The sequence below is a fragment of the Methylomonas sp. MgM2 genome, from assembly GCF_054172045.1.
Map to the genome: position 1 here is coordinate 1 of NZ_JBSYXO010000018.1, position 16,392 is coordinate 16,392.

The 16,392-nt window shown below is 51.8% G+C and carries 14 protein-coding genes; 5 read left to right on the forward strand and 9 right to left on the reverse strand.

The features are described 5' to 3' along the window. Nucleotides 1-165 precede the first annotated feature (165 nt). Both ACW73I_RS13920 and ACW73I_RS13925 read right to left on the reverse strand, forming a co-directional pair. Nucleotides 166-390: an FmdB family zinc ribbon protein gene (locus ACW73I_RS13920; protein WP_458029994.1), complete on the reverse strand. Its 225-nt coding sequence runs from the start codon at nucleotides 388-390 to the stop codon at nucleotides 166-168. Between the two features lie 5 nt (nucleotides 391-395). Next, a complete protein-coding gene (locus tag ACW73I_RS13925) occupies nucleotides 396-1,523 on the reverse strand; it encodes a cobalamin-independent methionine synthase II family protein (RefSeq protein WP_458029995.1) in 1,128 nt (375 codons plus the stop codon). A gap of 231 nt (nucleotides 1,524-1,754) precedes the next feature. Here ACW73I_RS13925 and ACW73I_RS13930 point away from each other — a divergent pair, with 231 nt between their 5' ends. Continuing rightward, complete coding sequence (locus tag ACW73I_RS13930) at nucleotides 1,755-3,167, forward strand: aldehyde dehydrogenase family protein (protein WP_458029996.1); 1,413 nt, start codon at nucleotides 1,755-1,757, stop codon at nucleotides 3,165-3,167. Between the two features lie 19 nt (nucleotides 3,168-3,186). Here the strand turns inward: ACW73I_RS13930 and ACW73I_RS13935 are convergent, their stop codons facing one another. Continuing rightward, nucleotides 3,187-5,457 (reverse strand): DNA internalization-related competence protein ComEC/Rec2, encoded by a 2,271-nt coding sequence (locus tag ACW73I_RS13935; RefSeq protein ID WP_458029997.1) that lies wholly within the window; start codon nucleotides 5,455-5,457, stop codon nucleotides 3,187-3,189. A 146-nt stretch (nucleotides 5,458-5,603) separates the two neighbouring features. On the opposite strand from ACW73I_RS13935, the gene ACW73I_RS13940 reads away from it, so the two are divergent. The 3 genes from ACW73I_RS13940 to ACW73I_RS13950 all read left to right on the forward strand — a co-directional run bounded on the left by ACW73I_RS13940 (nucleotide 5,604) and on the right by ACW73I_RS13950 (nucleotide 9,146). Then, on the forward strand, nucleotides 5,604-6,869 hold the full coding sequence (locus tag ACW73I_RS13940; protein WP_458029998.1) for a PepSY-associated TM helix domain-containing protein: 1,266 nt from the start codon (nucleotides 5,604-5,606) through the stop codon (nucleotides 6,867-6,869). A gap of 66 nt (nucleotides 6,870-6,935) precedes the next feature. Next, nucleotides 6,936-7,451, forward strand: a complete 516-nt coding sequence (locus tag ACW73I_RS13945; protein ID WP_458029999.1) for a DUF2062 domain-containing protein — start codon at nucleotides 6,936-6,938, stop codon at nucleotides 7,449-7,451. A 594-nt stretch (nucleotides 7,452-8,045) separates the two neighbouring features. Continuing rightward, a complete protein-coding gene (locus tag ACW73I_RS13950) occupies nucleotides 8,046-9,146 on the forward strand; it encodes a tetratricopeptide repeat protein (RefSeq protein ID WP_458030000.1) in 1,101 nt (366 codons plus the stop codon). 215 nt (nucleotides 9,147-9,361) lie between these two features. Here ACW73I_RS13950 and lolD read toward each other — a convergent pair whose 3' ends face one another. Genes lolD through fur form a run of 3 tightly spaced genes read right to left on the reverse strand, consistent with a single transcriptional unit; the run spans nucleotide 9,362 to nucleotide 11,707 of the window. Continuing rightward, nucleotides 9,362-10,039 (reverse strand): lipoprotein-releasing ABC transporter ATP-binding protein LolD, encoded by a 678-nt coding sequence (gene lolD, locus ACW73I_RS13955; RefSeq protein ID WP_458030001.1) that lies wholly within the window; start codon nucleotides 10,037-10,039, stop codon nucleotides 9,362-9,364. Beyond that, nucleotides 10,032-11,279, reverse strand: coding sequence for a lipoprotein-releasing ABC transporter permease subunit (locus tag ACW73I_RS13960; RefSeq protein ID WP_458030002.1), 1,248 nt, complete (start codon nucleotides 11,277-11,279; stop codon nucleotides 10,032-10,034). The genes lolD and ACW73I_RS13960 overlap by 8 nt, the downstream gene beginning before the upstream one ends. A gap of 11 nt (nucleotides 11,280-11,290) precedes the next feature. Continuing rightward, nucleotides 11,291-11,707, reverse strand: a complete 417-nt coding sequence (fur, locus tag ACW73I_RS13965; RefSeq protein WP_458030003.1) for a ferric iron uptake transcriptional regulator — start codon at nucleotides 11,705-11,707, stop codon at nucleotides 11,291-11,293. Between the two features lie 114 nt (nucleotides 11,708-11,821). Between fur and ACW73I_RS13970 the strand changes: the two genes are divergently transcribed. Continuing rightward, a complete protein-coding gene (locus ACW73I_RS13970; RefSeq protein WP_458030004.1) occupies nucleotides 11,822-12,364 on the forward strand; it encodes an outer membrane protein assembly factor BamE in 543 nt (180 codons plus the stop codon). Nucleotides 12,365-12,576: 212 nt separating this feature from the next. On the opposite strand, the gene ACW73I_RS13975 is transcribed toward ACW73I_RS13970, so the two are convergent. The 3 genes from ACW73I_RS13975 to ACW73I_RS13985 all read right to left on the reverse strand — a co-directional run bounded on the left by ACW73I_RS13975 (nucleotide 12,577) and on the right by ACW73I_RS13985 (nucleotide 16,336). Then, nucleotides 12,577-13,515 (reverse strand): DUF2950 domain-containing protein, encoded by a 939-nt coding sequence (locus ACW73I_RS13975; RefSeq protein ID WP_458030005.1) that lies wholly within the window; start codon nucleotides 13,513-13,515, stop codon nucleotides 12,577-12,579. 98 nt (nucleotides 13,516-13,613) lie between these two features. Continuing rightward, on the reverse strand, nucleotides 13,614-15,449 hold the full coding sequence (locus ACW73I_RS13980; RefSeq protein ID WP_458030006.1) for a DUF3300 domain-containing protein: 1,836 nt from the start codon (nucleotides 15,447-15,449) through the stop codon (nucleotides 13,614-13,616). Between the two features lie 194 nt (nucleotides 15,450-15,643). Further along, complete coding sequence (locus tag ACW73I_RS13985) at nucleotides 15,644-16,336, reverse strand: ion channel (protein WP_458030007.1); 693 nt, start codon at nucleotides 16,334-16,336, stop codon at nucleotides 15,644-15,646. Nucleotides 16,337-16,392: the final 56 nt, after the last annotated feature.

The following is a 16,392-nucleotide window of genomic DNA, read 5'->3' on the forward strand; positions in this document are numbered from 1 at the left end:
ACCGATCAGACGCAACTTGCCTTTACCTTGGCGTATCAATTCTTGCAACGCGGCGATGGGCTCCCGCCAGGACAAACCTCCGCCTATCGCCAGGCAGTCGCCGTCCTGAACGTAGCCCACCAAATCCGAGAGCCCGCAGCGCTTGTCGAAAGCCGTATGCATAAGCTAACACTCATGCGGCGACGCATGAACGGAACCGCCACAGCACGGACACGCACCCTCAAGGCTGTCTTCCAACGGATGGGCCTGCGGCGAACCGTCTTCTAACATTGCGGCTTTTTCGCCGCCGCACTGAGGACAAACCCAGCGTTCCGGCAACCGGGTTCCGGCGAACACCATGCCGCTGAAGTTGTGCCCGCACTGCGGACAATGCAGCTGATATACGGGCATAAGCCTTAAGCGGCTTTGACCGCTGGTACCGCCAATTCGGACCTCACGATCTCGGTACCCTGCACTAAGGCATGCAGTTTATCAACGGCGATATAGCGTTGCAGCAAGATCAAACCGCAATCGGTCGTAACGCCCAACCGGTCGGCCGGAATAACCTTCAACAGCCGGCGAATACGGTCGGCAACTTGTTCGGCCGTTTCGGTAATCGTACTTTTGACATCGATCACACCGGCCCAAAAGTCCACATTCGCCGGCAATGGGTGATCTTTGAATACTTCCAGACCGCTCATGTCATCGCTACGCCGGCCGCAGTTCTCCAGGTTCAAGACTTGTATGTTGGCCTCATAGGCTTTAGGCACCACCGACGCCGTGGCCGAAGGCGCTTGTCCGCGACGTTTGCTGAGGTCGAACACCTCGCCGGCCTGCGCCGTTTCGTCCGGCAAATAAGCGGGCGTTCCGCCCCAATTGCCCCAACAAACATGCACGATGATTTTGGCGTTGTTAACACCCTCGACCGCCCGGTTGAAAGCTTCAATAGCCCAACCTTCGAAGCCGTAAGGCCAGGTAAATTCGTCCAGCTGAATAAAATCGACACCCAGCGCATCGACCTCGCGCAAATCTTCATTGATTGCCGCCGCAATCGCCATCGCCCGGTCCCGCGAGGATTTGTAATGTAAATCGTTGGTGCACTGCGCCAACACCTGCACACCGGTGTATTGTACTTTGGTCGGTTTGTTTGTAGCCCTTTTCAGCGCCTTGGCTTGTTCCAGCATGATACTGCCGTGGCGTTTGACTTCCCGGTCCAGCGTTCCGGCATGTAATCGGCTATAAATGGGAAAACCCAAGTGTCCGCCTTTCAAGTTATAACCGAGACGGCGAAAGTAATAGTAAACGGCCTGATCGGCGTAATTGTCGCCGTGTAAACGACCATCGGCGATGATATCCAGACCGGCATTTTCCTGGTCCTTGGCAATTGCTGCAACCGCGTCTTCCAGGGCTTCGCGCACCAATGCATCGGGCGGTTCCTGATCGCCGGTAAAATGTCTGGCAAACTCGGCATCCCACCACCTCGGATTGGGATAATTTCCAACCATACTGGTGGGTATCAAAATCTGTTGACCACGGATATTCATAGCGCCTCCTCGGATGGGCGATCACTGGTGCGGTTAGAGTTTTTGACTACGAGGAGAGAGAACGGATCGGCGGTGTACTAAAATGATTTATTATTCTGTGAACATACCCCGATAAAACCCGTTTCCTAGACCTACTCCCGGCTTGACTTTTACTACCATTTATATTAATTCGTCAACAAATTTTGATGTCGATCAAATTTTCTGATTCCCATTTGCTGGAGGATGTCCAACATGCGCGCTGAAACCGGCAACATCGATGCAGAGATCGGCAGGCTAATACTGAATGCGCAAGCCGCACAGTCCGAAATCGCCGAATATGAGCAGGCGCAAGTCGACCGATTGACCGTCGCAATCGCTTGGGCCGTCGTACGCCAGGACCGGGCGGAGTCTTTGGCCAAATTGGCGGTCGACGAGGGCGGCTTCGGTAATTACGCCGACAAAGTCGGCAAGATCCGAAACCGCATCATGGGCACTCTGGCGGACATTTCCACGATCAAGACGGTCGGCATCGTTGAGGAAATACCGGAACAAGGTCTGATCAAAATTGCCAAGCCGGTCGGTGTCGTCGCGGCATTAATTCCGACGACCGGACCGGATGCCACACCGCCGCTTAAAGCCTTATTGGTACTAAAAGGCCGCAACGCCATCATCATCGCCGCCCATCCCCGCACGCAGAACACCACGGCCTTGGCCGTCGACTATATGCGGGAAGCGTGCGTCAAGGTCGGCGCACCGGCCGACCTGATCCAGCTGATACAAAAACCGTCGCTCGCTAAAACCCGGGAATTGATGCGGCAAGCCGATCTGATCGTCGCCACCGGCGGCGAGGCGATGGTCAAAGCCGCCTATAGTTCCGGAACCCCGGCGTACGGCGTAGGCGTCGGTAATTCGGTTCATGTCGTCGACGAAACAGCCGATATCGTCGATGCCGCCAACACGATAGCCGCCGCGAAAACCTTCGATTACGCCACCAGCTGCCTGGCCGATAACGCGGTCGTCGCGGAACACCATATTTACGACGAGCTCGTATCGGAGTTGGAAGCCAACGGCGGTTATCTATGTAACGCGGAGGAGAAGGCCCGGCTGCAAAAACTGATGTGGCCGGAAATCGGCACGGCGATTCCGGCAGTCGAGGTCATTGCGAAGTCCGCCGCCCATATCGGGCGATTGGCCGGCATCGCGTTGCCTGCCGGCAAGCTGTTTATAATCGTCGAAGAAGGCGGGGTCGGGCCGGAGCACCCGTTCTCCGGCGAAAAACTATCCCCGGTATTGACGCTTTACCGCTACCGTGACGGCATCGCCAATGCGGTCAAGCTGGTCAACGCGATTACCGCTTACCAAGGCCGCGGCCATACTTGCGGCATACGCTCGACCGCCGAGGCCAACATCATGGCACTGGCCATGGGCACTAAAACCGCGCGCGTGATGGTCAATCAAAGTCTGAACGAGGGGGCCGGCAGCCCTCGCAACGGCTTGCCTTATACATTGAGCCTAAGCTGCGGCACTTGGGGCGGAAACATCACCACCGAAAACGTTAACGCCAAACACTTTGTCAATTTGACCTGGGTATCGCGTCCGATTGCCCGGCGCACCATCGACGAACAACGACTGTTTGCCGAATATTGGGAAAAATTCGGCCAATGACGGGTCGCGAAACGGTTTTTCAATCGTCAACGGTCCAATAGCGTTTCCGGCTATCCCGCCACGAATCCACTCGCATGGTTTCATCGTCAAACATCACCGCGATGGCACCCTGTTCGGCCGTCGTCAAATAGCGGCATTCCCGTTTACGGTAACGCGCCAACACGCGTTTATCCGGAAACCCGAAGCGGTTCATATAGCCGGCCGATATCAATATCAATTCCGGGTCGACTCGATCCAGAAAATAGCCGCGAGAAGACGTTCGGCTGCCGTGATGCGGCGCAAGCAATACCGAACTCTTCAACTCATCACCATAGAAATCCGCCAATGCCCGCTCGGCCTCGCGTTCGATATCGCCCGTCAATAGCACGGCATGCTGCGGACCGGTCACTTTTAAAACGCAAGAGTTATTATTTTTCGAGTCGAACGTTTTGATGCCCGGCGATAGTATTTCGAAATCGACCCCGTCCCATCGCCAACGCTGCCCGGCTTGACAGTAGTGACCGTTGGGCAGTGCCGCCCATTCCGCCGCACTACTATAGACCTCGTCCACCGCAAGGCCTGCCAACAGAGACGCCGCGCCGCCGCTATGATCGTTTTCGCCGTGACTAATCATCAAGCGGTCGATGTGATTAATCGCTCGATAACGCAGAAAAGGCAGTATCGCCGCCTCTCCCATATCGAACTGTTCCGAATATTTTGCCCCCGTATCGTAAACCAACACGTGATTCGCCGTTTGCACCACGGTTGCCAAGCCCTGCCCTACGTCTAACATAGTCAGCCAGGCATCGCCGGGTCCGGGTTTATCCGCCCGGCCGAATATCAACGGCAAAAGCAAGAACGGGCTCAAGTATCGGGCCGGCATCCCTTTGGGCGCCAAGCACAGTAAGATGCCCGCAATTGCGAATAGCAAGGCAAACCCGCTTGGCGACGGACAGGATACCGTCGCCAACGGAAGCGCCGCCATTTTCTGTAACAACAAGCCCAGGTATTCTAGGGCATGGTCTATAAGCCAAAGCAATTCGGCGGCAAGGACAGGGGAAATCAACGCAACGGCAGCCGCCGAAAGCGCCGCCGGCGTGACCAGCAGACCGATCACAGGTACCGCAACCCAATTAGCCAGCGGCGCAATCAATGAAACCTGCTGAAAAAACACGATCAACAGCGGCGCCAGGCCGACCGCCACCGCGGTATGCAGCTTAGCCGTTCCGGACCAGGAATTTAGCCGGCTCAAGCGCCCTGCCGCCAGATAGATCAGTAAACCTACCGCCGCAAAGGACAACCAAAAACCGACGGACAATACGGCTAACGGCTCGATCAATACGACCACAAACAGAGCCGACAGTAAAACCTGCAGCGGAGCGGTATTGCGCTGCAAGACAATCGCCGCCAGTCCCACCGTCAACATGATTAAGGCTCGCTGGGTCGGAATCGAGAACCCGGCCAGCGCGGTATAAGCGAGTGCCGCCGCCCAAGCCATGACCGCCGCGACATTTTGGGGCGATACGCTCAATACGTTAGTCCATGTCCAAACGCGCCTCGCCAAGATAAATACCAAACCGGCAATCAATCCGATATGGGTGCCGGAGATGACCATTAAATGAACGGTGCCGGTCTTGCGAAATATCGCCCATTGGTCCTTCGAAATGGCGTCCTGGCTACCGATCGCCAGTGCTTTGACGACACCCAGCCACCTCGTGTGCGGCCCGGCAGCATCCAAGCCGTTCGCTATCTTCTGCCTTAATCCCGCCAGGTATCGGCCAATATGAAATTGCGGCTCGAGCATACGCGCGACGGGCTCGGGCCGCACATAGCCTGTCGCACCGATATGATTGGCAAACAACCAGGTCTCATAATCGAATCCGCCCGGATTACTCATCCCATGAGGCTTTTTTAATCTAACGGTCATGTCCCAGCTTTGGCCGGCCCTAACGGGCGTCGGCGGCATATACCAGCTCAATCTTAGTTTGCCGGGCACGCCGTTCGGCGCATCGGTCACGACAAACTCAAAACCAAAGCGGTGACCTTGCCGCTTCGGAATACCGGCGACATAGCCCTGCACCGCCACATCCCTGCCCTGCAACGCGTCTGTCAGGCGATCGGACAGCCGCCAATCCGCATACAAACCGGCCCAAACGACTCCCACCAGAAAGAAACAAGCCAAGCGCAGGCGCAGTTGGGCGAACACCAAAACCGCCGCAATGAGTGCAGCCCACTCGGAGCCATCGGGCAGTCTGGTCCATTGCTGAACGAGCGAGACACCAACGACAAATGCCGATACCGCTAAATACATCGGATTGCGCGGTTTGAAAGTGAATTCTCAAGCACCCGGCGTTGATTTTGCCTGGCTACGCTAAGCCCGGTAAACTGTAGTCTTTTTCTATTTTCCATCTTGCGGCTTATCTTCCTTTCCAAATGGCCTACCAAATTCCTCGTTCAATGACCCGGACAGTTTGGCTCCGGATTCATCTCTATTTAGCGCTCGTGTTCGGTTTATTGTTTGCGCTGATGGGGCTAACCGGCAGCCTCAACCTATATCGCGAAGAAATCGACGCCTTGCTGAATCCCGATCTCATCGTCGAACAAAATCAGGGCCAGCCTTTGCCGCTGGATAAAATTCTTGCGCAAGTGCGCAAGGCGCATCCGAATCGCCATGGCGCTTGGACGCTGGAAATGCCCCGTAGCCCAAACGGCGTGATTACGGCTTGGTTCGACAACCCCCAGGAAAGTGTAGGCAAATTCTATGCGCCGTTGATGGTCGCTATAAATCCCTATACCGGTCATGTGATTAGCAGTCGCTTTTGGGGTGAAACATTGACCACCTGGCTGCTTGATTTGCACACCCATTTGCAGTTGAATGCCGAAGGCCGCGATTTGGTCGCCATATTGGCCGTATTGCTGTTCATTTCAGTCGCCAGCGGTCTCTATTTGTGGTGGCCGGGCCTAGCCAATCCGGCTAACGCTTTTCAAATACGCCATAAATCCGGCCTGATGCGGTTTATCATGGATTTGCACCGTTTAATCGGTTTGTTCTCCGCCGGCTTTTTGTTGTTGCTGGCGTTTACCGGTTTTCATTTAGCTTATCCCAAACTGCTGGAAAATCTAACGTCCGCGCAGGACATGGGGCACGGCGGCACCGGGTCTAATGTCCAGAGTACCGCCGCTCCCAACCCTAATCCGGTCACGCTTACCGAAGCGGTTTTAATCGCACGAGGATTATTTCCAAGTTCGGAAGTAAGACGGATCACAACGCCTAGAGGCGAATTGGGTACTTATCGGATTAATCTACGCCAAAAACGCGAACTCAACCAGCGCCACCCCTTTACAACGGTATGGGTGGATAGATGGAGCGGGCAAATACGCGAGGTTAACAATCCGACGCAATTTTCGGCCGGCCAGACGTTTACGACATGGTTGTGGCCCTTACATACCGGTGAAGCCTTTGATAGCCGATTTATTTGGTTTATCGTCGGCTTGACGCCGTTAATTCTTTGGCTCAGCGGCGCCTCATATTGGCTGTACCGCAAAGGTTTGCTTCAAGACCGTGATATCGATCTGCCCGGACTATCGAAAAAAGCCTGCATCCAATTTTTAGCGCTTGGCCGGCGTTACGGCAAATCAATGATCGTACTACTGCAACCTCGATTAAGCGCGGCGTTAAGAATAGCCCGCATATCTATCAAGCGATGGTCCGAACGAGCTTGAGTCGGCTTAAGTTTGCCAAAACCTGCTAGAATCAGCCAGCAATAGTTATCCATCGAGAATAGAGACATGCCGAAAAAAATAATAAAAAAGTACATGCCGGATCACGAGAAAATCAAGTCGATCAAAAGTTTACACTTCCTCGGCGATCGTTTACACGACCCCAATCTGTGGCACCTGAACCGGCATTCGGTGTCGCTGGCTTTCGCCGTCGGTTTATTTTTTGCTTGGGTGCCCACACCCACTCAGATGGCGATGGCCGCCGCGGCGGCACTATTCGTACGTGCCAATTTGCCGATTTCCGTGGCTTTGGTTTGGATTACCAACCCGATCACGATGCCGCCATTATTTTATTTCGCCTATCGGGTTGGAATTTGGCTGTTAAATAAACCTCACTATAACGGCGAATTTTCGGTGGATACGGTATTTTCCAGCATGGCCGATATCGGCGGGCCATTCTTGTTCGGCTGCCTGGTCCTCGCCATTACCTGCTCCACCCTTGGCTACTTCGGCATGAACGCTTTCTGGCATTGGCATGTCGCCCACCGCTGGCGACTGCGAAAAGAAAGCCGAGCCAAGTCTTGAAACCAACAGGCGAAATAACGGATTGCGACTCCGCTTTCGCCTTTTACATTTATATGACTTTTCTGTTACCGCTCAAACTCGGCCTGACATTTGTAAAGTTAACCTCGATCGGATCGTAGACTGGGGGAACGGAATCGACCCATTTTTGCCACTCGCGCTTCTCCAAAGCCGCCAGTCGACCGAAGCCAGATTCTGGAATTGGAGGACTATAAAGCCGACGTTGGGACCTCAACCAAACGGCCATAAACGGACGTAGGTTAGTAGAAAAAATTGCATTCATAATCATGTAACATGGTTAATGTAATACGTATAACAAAGCCAAAATTAACATGCATATTTGAAAAGAGAAGCCATGCAATAACTTATGAGACTATTAATACCGTCGCCGAAATAGGCATTTTTGGATCTTATGAACCATACCAAATATGACAGCTACGGGTGTTCAAAGAACGCTAGTTTGCTTGATCAAGGTAACCGTATTCACCACGATTCCATTCCGATAGATAAGCACCGTGCCGGCGTTCGCGCCATCACCATAAACCCACAGAATAAAAATTAGCTAATTTCATTTAATTCTACCTGAAACCAGCAATCATGAGCGACACTATTAATGTTAGATTTTTCCAAAGTGATAAGCCCTATTATACTTACAATAAACCTCTGCCTTTATACAAGCGCCTGTTTTTCCCGAAAGGTACCTGGTCTCCATATTGCGAACCGTGCGGCAAATGGGTTCATATAGATTATCGCGTATTAGGCATAGCAATCAGCAATAATGAATTATCCGAACTTGATAAGTCGGAAATCATAAAACGAATGCTTGATCAAGACTGGTCTGTTTTGAAAACCATTGAACGTCCTCACGATTGGCATATCAACGTACCAATGATTTTCATTGCCCTAGGCCGGTGCCAAACTTGCGATGGGCCATTAATTGTCTTGGGCGAAACCCGAGGTCAGGCGAGTAATGGCACAATGTATATGGGTACGATTTTCTCTATGGAATTAGATAAAACGTCAGCTCTGGAACTTTTGGAAATAGCTATTGACCGAAACTTGGCTGTCAATGAAACAATGGAAGACAAGGTTATTGATTTATGCAAAGCCCTCGGAAGTGCGAAGGATTTTGTCCAGGTCGCTTTAATACGGCAACGTAGGAAAGAGGCATGGGCATTTGGCCAACGTGGTGCCGCCGCTCTGGGCAAGCATAAGCTAGATGAAGCCGAGGAAGCTTTTAATAACGCCCTGCAAATTTTCAAAGAATTAAATGATAGAAAGTCTCAAGCTGTGACTTATAGTAGCCTAGGATCAGTATATGGCAGTCTAGGTACACTGGATGCCGCTGTAACTTCATTTAAGAGTTCAATGGCTTTGTTCGAGGAACTAGACAGCAAGCCAGACTTGGCAAATGTCTACGGTTCTCTCAGCCAAATCCATTATGTCCAAAAGAAGTTTGATCAAGCCGAAATTTTCATCAGAAAAACATTGGAATTGGAAACGACACTGGGCAATAAACAGGGAATGATTAAAGCTTATCATGGCTTAGGGTTGACACAAATCGCACTGGACAAGCAGGAGCAGGCTAAAGATGCTTTTGCGGAAGGCTTGAGATTGAGTAAGGAAATCGGTGATAAAGCCAGCGCAAAGACCTTTCAAATCGAGTTGGATAGGACGCGATTGGAAACCAGCGGTTAACAAGGATTTTGATTCTATTTCCTGACCACATGCCAATCTGCTCGCCGAATACCGGACAGTTAAGTGGGTCATGGGTTGCTTAGCTAACTATATTGGAAAGTTACCCCGGGCGGCGGGTTTTGGCCGCTAGCTGCCCAGCAAATTGGCCGATTCGACTGTGGTCAATTACAAAAATTGGCAGGCCGAGCGTGAGCCAACGCGACCATCGTTACCCTTTACACAATCAAACCGTCTTCCATATGCAGCACGTGATCCATGCGGCCCGCCAAATCGGGATCGTGGGTAACCACCAGAAAACTCACGTGTAATTCCTGATTTAATTCCAACATCAGCTGATACATTTGATGGGCGGTTTTACTGTCCAGATTGCCCGTGGGTTCATCGGCCAGCACGCATTTAGGCGTGTTGATCAACGCCCGCGCCACCGCGGCGCGCTGGCGCTCGCCGCCGGATAATTCGCCCGGTTTGTGCTGAATACGATGGCCCAATCCGACTCTTTTCAATAATTCAGCCGCTCGCTCCTGTGCTTGCTTGATCGGCTGATTGCCTATCAATAAAGGCATCGCCACGTTTTCCAGCATGGTGAACTCACCCAACAGGTGATGAAATTGGTATATAAATCCAAGCGACTCGTTACGTAACCGGCTCAACTTACCTGAGCCGACTTTGTTCAAATCGCAGCCATCCAATACCACGGTGCCGGAGGTCGGTTTTTCCAGACCGCCCAGCAAATGCAGCAAAGTGCTTTTGCCGGAACCGGAGGCACCCATGATGGCAACCCGTTGGCCGGCATGAACGGACAAATCCACGCCTTTTAACACCTCGACATTCAGATCGCCCTGCACATAGCGCTTGGTGAGTTGCCGGCACTGCAATATCACTGGCTTACTCATACCGCAGCACCTCCGCAGGATTAACCCGAGAAGCTTGCCAGGCCGGATACAAAGTCGCCAACAAAGACAACAGAAACGCTATGCCGGCTATCCAGTACACATCCAGCCAAATCAGCTTCGAGGGCACTTCGCTGATGTAATAAACGTCGGCCGCCATGAATTGAATGCCGAAGGCTTTCTCGATAGCCGGAACGATGGTTTCCACGTTTAAGGCCAGCGCCACGCCGCCCAGCGTACCTAACAGCGTGCCGACGGTACCGATCACGCAGCCCAACACGATAAATATACCCATCACCGCGCGATTAGTGAGCCCTTGGGTTTTCAATATCGCGATATCCCCGCGCTTGTCGGTCACCACCATGACCAAGGTCGACACGATGTTGAACGCCGCGACCGCGACGATCAACAGCAAAATGATGAACATCGCCCGCTTTTCGGTTTGCACGGCCTTAAAAAAGTTACTATGGGCCAGGGTCCAGTCGCTCACCTTATATTCATAGCCTAAGGCATCGGCCAAACTTTGCGTAATCCTGGGCGCATTGAATAAATCGTCGAGCTTCAAGCGTAAACCTGACACGGCCGGTTCGATGCGGAACAACTTAGCGGCGTCGTCCAAATGTATCAATGCCATGTTGCGATCGTACTCGTACATCCCGACCTGAAATAGGCCGACAACCGTGAATCGCTTTAGACGCGGCAGAATTCCAGCCGGCGTTGAATTCACTTGAGGGGTGATCACGGTGACTTTATCACCGACAAAAACCCCCAAGTGGTTGGCCAGCTCGGCCCCTAGCACGATGCCGAATTCGCCCGACTTAAGATCGTCCAGACTGCCCACTTTCATCTTGGAAGCAACTTCCGAAACCTGCGGCTCATATTCCGGCAAAATGCCTTGAAGCATGGTTCCGCTGACTTGCCGATCCGCATTAATCATTACCTGGCCTTGAATAAATGGCGCGGAACCAAGCACGTGGGGCATGGAATGCGCGCGTTCGGATAATGCTTGCCAGTCATCCAATCGACCGTAGCGACCGGTAATTGTGGTATGTGCGGTCATACCGAGAATACGCTCGCGTAGTTCGGCTTCGAAGCCGTTCATCACCGATAACACGGTAATCAATGCCGTCACGCCCAAGGCGATCCCAAGTACGGAAGTCAATGTGATAAAGGAGATGAATTGCGTGCGCCGCTTCGCCCGGGTGTAGCGCAACCCGATATACAGGATTAAAGGTTTAAACATGCGGAGGTTAATTAAGAGCCCTTACAATCAGAGCAGTAGCCGTAGAGATAAAGACTATGTTCAGTCAGAGTATAACCTAAGCGTTCAGCGATTTCCGCTTGCCGTTTTTCGATCAATTCGTCGGTAAATTCGTCGACTTTACCGCATTTGATGCAAACCATGTGGTCGTGATGCCCGCTGTCGTTCAATTCAAAAATGGAGTTGCCACCCTCGAAATGATGGCGATTGACAAGGCCTGCCGCCTCGAACTGGGTTAAAACCCGATAAACCGTCGCCAAGCCGATTTCTTCACCCTCCGCCAGTAGGATTTTATAAACTTTTTCCGCCGACAGATGCCGGTCACCGTTTTGTTTCTCAAGTATCTCCAGAATCTTGACCCTAGGCAAGGTGACTTTTAAGCCGGCGTTACGTAATTCCTGTGATTCCATAAGCTAATATTCATCTTTCATCATAGCGCGCCATTGTAGCGTTTTTTGACCGGAGCTGTTGACGGAATTATGGGATACTATAACACCGTTTTTCGCCAGAGTTTCCGTTACTCCATGAACCGAACCATTTTTCTGCTCGCCATTGTCTCGCAAACGACATTGACTGCCTGCGAAACCATTATGACCAACCTGCCCGGCGTTTATAAAATAGATATCGAGCAAGGAAATATCATCGATCAATCGATGATCGATCAACTACGTCCGAACATGACCAAACGGCAAGTGCTTTATATTATGGGATCCCCGATGCTGCAAGATACGTTTCACGAACAACGCTGGGATTATCTTTATTCGGAACAACCGGGCGGCGAAGCGCGGACACAAAAACGCGTGACCTTATACTTCAACGACGACTCGCTAATCGGCGTTCAAGGCGATTTTCGTCCCAGTACCCTGCCGGTTGTCAAGGAATCGACCGAAACCAGCGTCGAGGTTCCCAAACGACATCTGGACTCCACGATGTGGGAAAAGATCACCAGCCTATTCGGCGGCGGTGACAGCGATCAAGCCACGGCGACTGACGACGAATCCGATAACGCACCGAAGGCATCACCTCAGGTCGATTACGAAATAGGCACCAAAGAAAATCCAATCTAATTCGATTTTTCCTAACTATTCAGCGCAGGCTGCGGAAATGCCCGCCCAGGCTTTTGCAAGAAACTACCAATCCCGCCTATTTGTTTCTAGAGGTTTATTGTTCAGTCGGGCGCGGAGCCCGGGTTAAGCCAAGACAACCTCAAGTATCGGCTGCCGTTGAAGTCGCCATTCGGCATAAAATGCCAGCGTCGAGCCAGGATGATCCGTTTTGTTCACTCAGAGCCCGGAAAAAGTTCCCAAGTTGAATCGGGATCATACTCTTTTATCTTCGCAACGACTTTTTCGGTTTTAGGGCCTAAGTCTTTTTGGTAAGTCTTACCTTGGTGATTGACCATGAAAGTCATAATGCCCGAGGATGCATATTGAGCCGGAAAGGCGATTAAACCGAATCCGGCAATCATATTTCCGTTGATGATATAGTCATATTTTCCACCGGGCGCATTGCGTCCCTGACGAGTCAGGATACGGTAATAATAACCATGATAAGGCGCGTTCTTTTCATTTTGCCCTTTTTGCTTATAACCTTGCGCTCTCGCTTCGGCAATCAGCGGACCGAGCGGGCTTTGCGGCTGTCCTTCCTCCGCCTCCCAAAACAGACCATCAAACTTGCCCGGCTCACTCATCAATTTTTGCGCATACTCCGACACGCTGTTGCCGTCCCAATCGGAACCGGCATATTCGAATTGCGCTTCGACATAACCTCGCATTGCCGCGACAGTATTCAGCTCATTACGGCCAATGCGCCGGTTTAGAATTTCTTCGCGCCCTTGTTCCGCGTCGAATTGCCAGGCTTCACCGAGTTTCACAATGGGGATAGGAAAAGACCAATCGGCATTGCCGACATGCAGTATCGATTTAGTTTCATCGACCGGTTCAACCAGCATTTTTTCTTTCGCTAAGTTAGCAAACTCTAAACGATTCTTCTTATCTTCGACGTCGTCACCGGACGATATCAAATCCGCTTCGGAGCTGCCGAATAAGGAAATAAGCTGATCTTTATCATCACTCGTTACCGCTTCGAGTAATGCCTTGGCGGCGTCATCCGGATTCGGAAAAGTTTTGGCGGCAACGCTGTTGGTTTGTCCGGGATCCGCAGAAGCGGGAGTCGAGTCCGCCGCATGAGCGGACAAGGGAATAAAAATCAGTGTCATAAGAAGCACGTGCATAATTTCGCGATACATGATTAAAACCTCGGTCTTTACGGCTTAAACAAAAATAAACGGACAGCGGTTAGCGGATAACAGAGCGATCATCGACGGCGCCCGCCACCGCCTCGAAAACCTTCTCTATCCGATGCCCGGAAGTTTCCACCACTCGCCGATCGCTGGGTGCTAAAAGCACCGCGTTGGCTAAAATCGCGCGAGGCATTAGCGTTGCGAGCGGATTCAAACGCATTGGGTCGAGTCGTTTCGCTACGCCGTTGTGTCGCCATTTGTTGCTGCCAACGTTCTTGGCCACCGGTTTGGCGCGGTTTCGATCGCGTTTGTTCGGTTCTGCCTTGATTGAAGTTGGCCGATTCGTTCAGCCTCCGAGAACTTTGCGCTGATTTTTTATTGCTTAAATTCCGCTCTTGCGCCTGACGTTGGCCCATTCCAACCGATTTTCGGCTGTTAGCGCCCCGTTCGCTCTGCCTGCGCGTGCTTCGGTCCGATGCGCTTGCCCCTTTAAATGCATTATTATCGCGCCGCTGAGTGCTCCCAAGGCGGTTCTGAACGTCACTCGCTGTGGCTTTATTTCTCCGCGCCTGACTATCCGATTTTTGCAACCGCTGCCGAACATCGTCACTGCTGAGACGGCGAGCGCCGGCGCCTCCCGAAACCGAACCTCTTCCACCTTCAGCAAAGCCCCTGGAATTTGCCGGTAAGGTTTGCGCAGCGCCCAGTCGCTGGCCGGCTAAGGCCGGTTGCTGCTGGATACGTCCAAGTCTTTGTTGCGCGTCTTTGGGATAATCGACCCCGCGCCGGTGCCGCGGATCGGGTTGCCAACCGGCAGGCAGTTGCGACGGTTTGAGGTCGGCCTGTTTAAAATAGCCGCGGCGGTCTACATTGATATCGTTGCCCGAGATATTGATGTTGCGGTTGTAATTAATATTACCGCGGTCTCCATAATAACCGCCGCCATGCCAACAGTTACCATTACGACAAACGCTGTTGCCGTAATAATGCCCCACGTAAGGCGGATAACCATAACCATAATTCCAATCATTTCTGGTCCATTCCATAATGCCCCAAGTCAACAATCCACCCACCAAGGCCCCGGTGGCAAAATTGACCCAGGAATCATCGGTCGTGGTGGTGGTCGTAGTGGTCGGGTAGTACGCCGGGTAATAGCTGCTTGCAGGGGCGGAATTGACATTTACAACGGTTGAGGATGGTGCCGGCGCCATTGGTGCTTGGTAAACCACTTCCGGATTATATTGAGGCACGTAAACGGTATCGGCCTTGGCGGGCTTGATGGTAATCACCTCCTTCTGAACCGGCGTCGACGTAACAACGGCGCCTGACGCTTCCGGCGGCTGTTCTACCGACACGACCTGTGCATCGACTTCCTGCTCGGGAGTGCTTTTTAGGAAGCCTCCGTCCTTTGCACGCTTACGCAATGCCTGAATCGTATCCATGACCTCGTCCGGTTTGGCCAAGAAGGTGTTACCAAGCCGGGTAGTCCAATCCAGATGATCGTTCATCATCTTAAGAACCATGGGCACGCTGGTAAGACGCAGGATACTGGCGTCCCAGTCTTTGCTGCTCAGCGTCGAAAGGTCGGGATTCGTTTCCAGCCAACGCGCCGCCTGCACAACCTCGAGCGGATAAGTCGAAGCCACCAGCAGTTCGGCCAGCAATGGGTCCGGGTACAAAGCAATCGGCGCTAGCAAAGATTCAAGATCATTCATTGGCGGATTTGCCGCTTGATTGCTTACCGTCGATTCAGTCGGCGCGGTCGCAATCGAACCGCTGTCGGCTGCCTTGCTTGCCGTTTCCTCCTCTTTATTGCACCCCACGGGCGTGAGAGCCAGGGCGAACAATACCGCGCGAAATAGGGCTAATTGTCGGAAATTGGAACCAAGCAGTGGTTTTGAGTGAGTCATGGCTTTTCTCTCTTCAGAAGCGCGTTCCCAAAAGTAAAAATAGAATACTAAGCGCACATTTTCAGCACGTGTCACTGAAAAAATTTAACACTTCACGTGATTCGGCAAGCACATACGCCATTCGTTTCCGGCGTACAAGTTTCCAATATTGTTGTGTTGGCAAAGTATACCGGCCAATCGGCTGGATTTGTCAGTTACTTCACTCGCCGGTTGCTGTAAACGCCGACCAAACTTGCCACCATGACGGCCAAATAAAACTGACCGACAACGGTCTCCAGGTAAGCTAAAGTTCTGGACAGGCCGCTAACGGGCGCGATGTCACCGTAACCCAAACTAGCCAATGTAACAAAGCTGAAATAAACCAGATCGGGGAATATGGCTTGTTCTTCCTCGTTAATATTGCCTGTGAATGATGCCAGGCCATACAGGTGCAGAATGCGAAACAACAACGCCCAGATCATTCCTATTAGGAGATAAACACAAAACGCTCCAATTAGCGAATTAAGGTCTACTTGATGCATGACGAACACGTTACGTCCGGCGATGAATGTGCTAAGACTACAAAAAATTAACATCAGACCAAGACCAATAGCCTCCAGCTCCCTACTGAAGCCCATAATGAAGGCCGCGCCTTCCACAAAACTGATGCCTACAATCAAGAATATGCCGAATTCGAATATACGACGGGAATCGGCCATACTCCAGACCGAAATCAACATAAACAGACTAAATAATAAAGTGACCGAATACCGCCCAACCAAGGCGACATCATCTGCAAACGGTAATATCAACAAAATTAATATCAACCCAAGAAACAGGTAAAAAAAGTTTCCACCTCGAACCAATTTATTTCGTTCGTCTTTATTGTTTATTACGCTGCTGTTCATCTGATTTACTTTTTGTTTTGAACTAATTTACCCCTAATGTCGCACGATTCGTTCTG

What these genes read in the sequence shown, in the direction of transcription:
- ACW73I_RS13950 (WP_458030000.1), top strand. Translation starts at nt 8,046, where the DNA reads ATGAGCGACACTATTAATGTTAGATTTTTCCAAAGTGATAAGCCCTAT.
- ACW73I_RS13925 (WP_458029995.1), bottom strand. Translation starts at nt 1,523, where the DNA reads ATGAATATCCGTGGTCAACAGATTTTGATACCCACCAGTATGGTTGGA.
- ACW73I_RS13975 (WP_458030005.1), bottom strand. Translation starts at nt 13,515, where the DNA reads ATGACACTGATTTTTATTCCCTTGTCCGCTCATGCGGCGGACTCGACT.
- lolD (WP_458030001.1), bottom strand. Translation starts at nt 10,039, where the DNA reads ATGAGTAAGCCAGTGATATTGCAGTGCCGGCAACTCACCAAGCGCTAT.
- ACW73I_RS13920 (WP_458029994.1), bottom strand. Translation starts at nt 390, where the DNA reads ATGCCCGTATATCAGCTGCATTGTCCGCAGTGCGGGCACAACTTCAGC.
- ACW73I_RS13940 (WP_458029998.1), top strand. Translation starts at nt 5,604, where the DNA reads ATGACCCGGACAGTTTGGCTCCGGATTCATCTCTATTTAGCGCTCGTG.
- ACW73I_RS13930 (WP_458029996.1), top strand. Translation starts at nt 1,755, where the DNA reads ATGCGCGCTGAAACCGGCAACATCGATGCAGAGATCGGCAGGCTAATA.
- ACW73I_RS13945 (WP_458029999.1), top strand. Translation starts at nt 6,936, where the DNA reads ATGCCGAAAAAAATAATAAAAAAGTACATGCCGGATCACGAGAAAATC.
- ACW73I_RS13970 (WP_458030004.1), top strand. Translation starts at nt 11,822, where the DNA reads ATGAACCGAACCATTTTTCTGCTCGCCATTGTCTCGCAAACGACATTG.
- fur (WP_458030003.1), bottom strand. Translation starts at nt 11,707, where the DNA reads ATGGAATCACAGGAATTACGTAACGCCGGCTTAAAAGTCACCTTGCCT.
- ACW73I_RS13935 (WP_458029997.1), bottom strand. Translation starts at nt 5,457, where the DNA reads ATGTATTTAGCGGTATCGGCATTTGTCGTTGGTGTCTCGCTCGTTCAG.
- ACW73I_RS13985 (WP_458030007.1), bottom strand. Translation starts at nt 16,336, where the DNA reads ATGAACAGCAGCGTAATAAACAATAAAGACGAACGAAATAAATTGGTT.
- ACW73I_RS13980 (WP_458030006.1), bottom strand. Translation starts at nt 15,449, where the DNA reads ATGACTCACTCAAAACCACTGCTTGGTTCCAATTTCCGACAATTAGCC.
- ACW73I_RS13960 (WP_458030002.1), bottom strand. Translation starts at nt 11,279, where the DNA reads ATGTTTAAACCTTTAATCCTGTATATCGGGTTGCGCTACACCCGGGCG.